Below are 2,722 nucleotides of genomic sequence, written 5' to 3'. Positions count from 1 at the left end.
TGATGCTGGAAATCCCTTTGTCAGGCATCGTTGTCATATTCCCGTTAAGATCATATTCAATGGTACCTCCTCCGCCTTCATAACCTGTCGGGTTTTGAGAATCATCATCAATTTTTGTCAGCTGATTCCCATTAAAGGTGTATCTCAGCCTGTCGATTACATCGACGGTATTGGTGCCAGCCTGCAAAACAGAGCTTCTGTAAATACCGGCAAGGTTTCCGTTTAAATCATACGCTAAAGATTCTGTATTTTCGCTACTGTATGGGTTGTTCGGGTTTTGATAATATCCTGCTGTTAATCTGTTCAGGTTATCATAGACATACCCATATCTTTTCGGTGTAGTTGAAGGATTATTTCCAATATTTTCAACTGATCTCCAGTCTACCTCGGCAATATTTCCGTTATACTTTGCTTTTACCTCTTTTCCTGCAAACATAGGATTAGGGATGGTAATTCCTTCTTTCTGGTTGTATTTTATCTTGTAAGAAAATAATTTTCCTCCCAAATCAGGTAATGACATTTGGTCTTTATTAATATCAGTCATCCAGCCACGGATATTGTAGGCGTAATCAATACTTTGAAGGTTGTTTCCGACTTTCTTGTTTTTTAACTGAGAAAGTTCGTTGTATGTATTCTCTGTTAAAAGTTCTTCCGGTTTGCTGTCAACCTGATGGTAATGCTGTAAGAGTCTGTTTTGTCCATCATAAACAAAACGTTCTTTTACTGTTATTCCGGTTTCATCAGACTTTCTTGCATGATATGTGTAAACCTTTTGTGGAACTCCCGCAAAATCAAGTTCAGATTCTGTTTTGGTATAACCTCCTAAATGATTGATGGAGTAAGTCCCGACAACTCTTCCTTTTTGGTCATAATAGCTGTAGTTTTTTGTCCAGTTATCATCTTCGATATTTTTAACCAAGCTCATCACAGGAAGTCCTTTCGTGCTTTTACCTGTAGCTGTAGGATTATCCGTTAGGGTTGGCTGATTGATAATCGAGCTTGGAAAAGAAGGATTGAAACTATAAGCAGGATACGAATCATAATAATTGACTGTTAAAACAGACTGTACATCTGGGGCAAAATAATTATTTGTATAATAAATATCCATCCCGTTTTTTGCATAACCAGTACTGCTTCTTGATTCTGCAATTACCATATATTTAAGAATGTTATCCCATTCGGTTCTGCTTAATCCTTTAATGATAGCAGTGAAGATTACACGTCCAAAATTATCATATTTAGTTAAAAGCCAATTATTACCGAGTCTCATAACAGAATCTTGAGTGAGAATCAGTCGATCAGCCTTATCATACACCATATACTCCCAACCTTTGCCCGGGAGTTTCTTCTCCACCAAACGGTTTCTTCCATCATATTTGTACTGATAACAAAGATTATTTAAAGTCGCCTCATCAGTTGCTCCGGAAACAGATGCCAATGGTGGAATAACATACGCTAATTGATTGTAATCATTGTAAACATAGTATGTATCAACATTTTCTGTCCCGTTCACTTTTCGAACCAATAAAACCTGTCCCTGTCCGTTTTTAAACTCGATGGTCTTGTTTCCATCTTCATCAGTGACCGTATTTTTGTACAGCTGACCGCCTCCGTAATTTCCTGATAGGGTAATACTGGATGTAAAACTTGAATAATTAAAAGTAGCAACATATTTTTTTACCTCACCATCAATATTGGCTTCATAGTCAAACTTCACAGGCTTAGTGCTCCAGTCAGTTCCAACCTGTATTTGTTGTTGAATCCTGTCTAATGGTGAATTTTCTAAGATCTTTTCTGCATAGATTTTTTCTCCTCCATAAATAGCAGAAGAATTTCCAAGTGGATTGGGAACAATCGCTCCATTCAACGTTTGTGATTGCGGAATAGGCAAAAAGTCTTTTGCCTGTCTTCCAAATCCGTCATATTCGATATGCGTTACCACATCTTTTCCTGTCGGAGATGCTTTTACATTGACTACCTGTTTCGGTCTTCCCAGACCATCAAAATACTGGACAGTTTCTGAGGTTTTAGGATTTGGAAGTGTCGGATCTGATAAATATGTTTTTGAATATACATAGTTTTCCGTGGGCGAAAGCTGTGCATGGGCTAAACTCGTGATAAGCAAAGCTCCAATCGGAATTAATATTTTTTTCATTGTGTGTTAGTTTTTGTAGTTGTATTTGAATTCTTTCAACAATTTTCCTGTGGCATCATTTTCTCTGATTTCTTTCAATCTGTTGGCGGTATCATAGATATATACTTCTCTGATACCTGACGGAGGAGTTATACTTCTTATCCCAATCAATGGATCGTAGGTATAAGTACTCACCTGATAATTTGGAAGATTATTTTTAAAGGTATTTAAAACAGATAAAAACGAAGTTTCGTCATTATTTGGAGCTGCTAAAGCATCGGTATTGGATGCATTAACAATACTGTCAATCATAGACTGCTGAATATCGGATAGTTTTGCTCCCTCTATTTTTGCAATAGGCTGAGTGTTGTTATACCCCCAGATAATCGTTGTAGAAATACCGTCTTTTGTGGTGTACTGTTGTAAGTTGCCTTTTGAATCGTACTTGTCATAAGTCACTTCGGTGGATGGAGTATTTTGTAGATCTGTGGAAAGTACAGTATAAGGTAATACCAACCCTGAAGTTTTCACATCTGCTTCTGATTGACTTATTGGATAGATAGTTTCTGTTTTTGATAAAGTTTTAGT

Annotated in this window: 1 protein-coding gene and 1 pseudogene; both read right to left on the bottom strand. The window is 37.0% G+C overall.

What is annotated here, in order from left to right:
* The coding region (locus BT156_RS21660; protein WP_228430233.1) for a DUF6443 domain-containing protein at window positions 1–2,155 on the bottom strand (2,155 nt) is incomplete at its 3' end.
* Between the two features lie 6 nt (window positions 2,156–2,161).
* Window positions 2,162–2,722 (bottom strand): annotated as a pseudogene (locus BT156_RS22270) (DUF5977 domain-containing protein); the annotation flags it as partial.

Origin of the sequence: Chryseobacterium limigenitum (assembly GCF_900114875.1) — a bacterium.
GTDB classification, from domain to species: Bacteria; Bacteroidota; Bacteroidia; order Flavobacteriales; family Weeksellaceae; genus Chryseobacterium; species Chryseobacterium limigenitum.
Note: the sequence above shows the minus strand (reverse complement) of the source record. Positions and strands in the feature narration are given on the sequence as shown.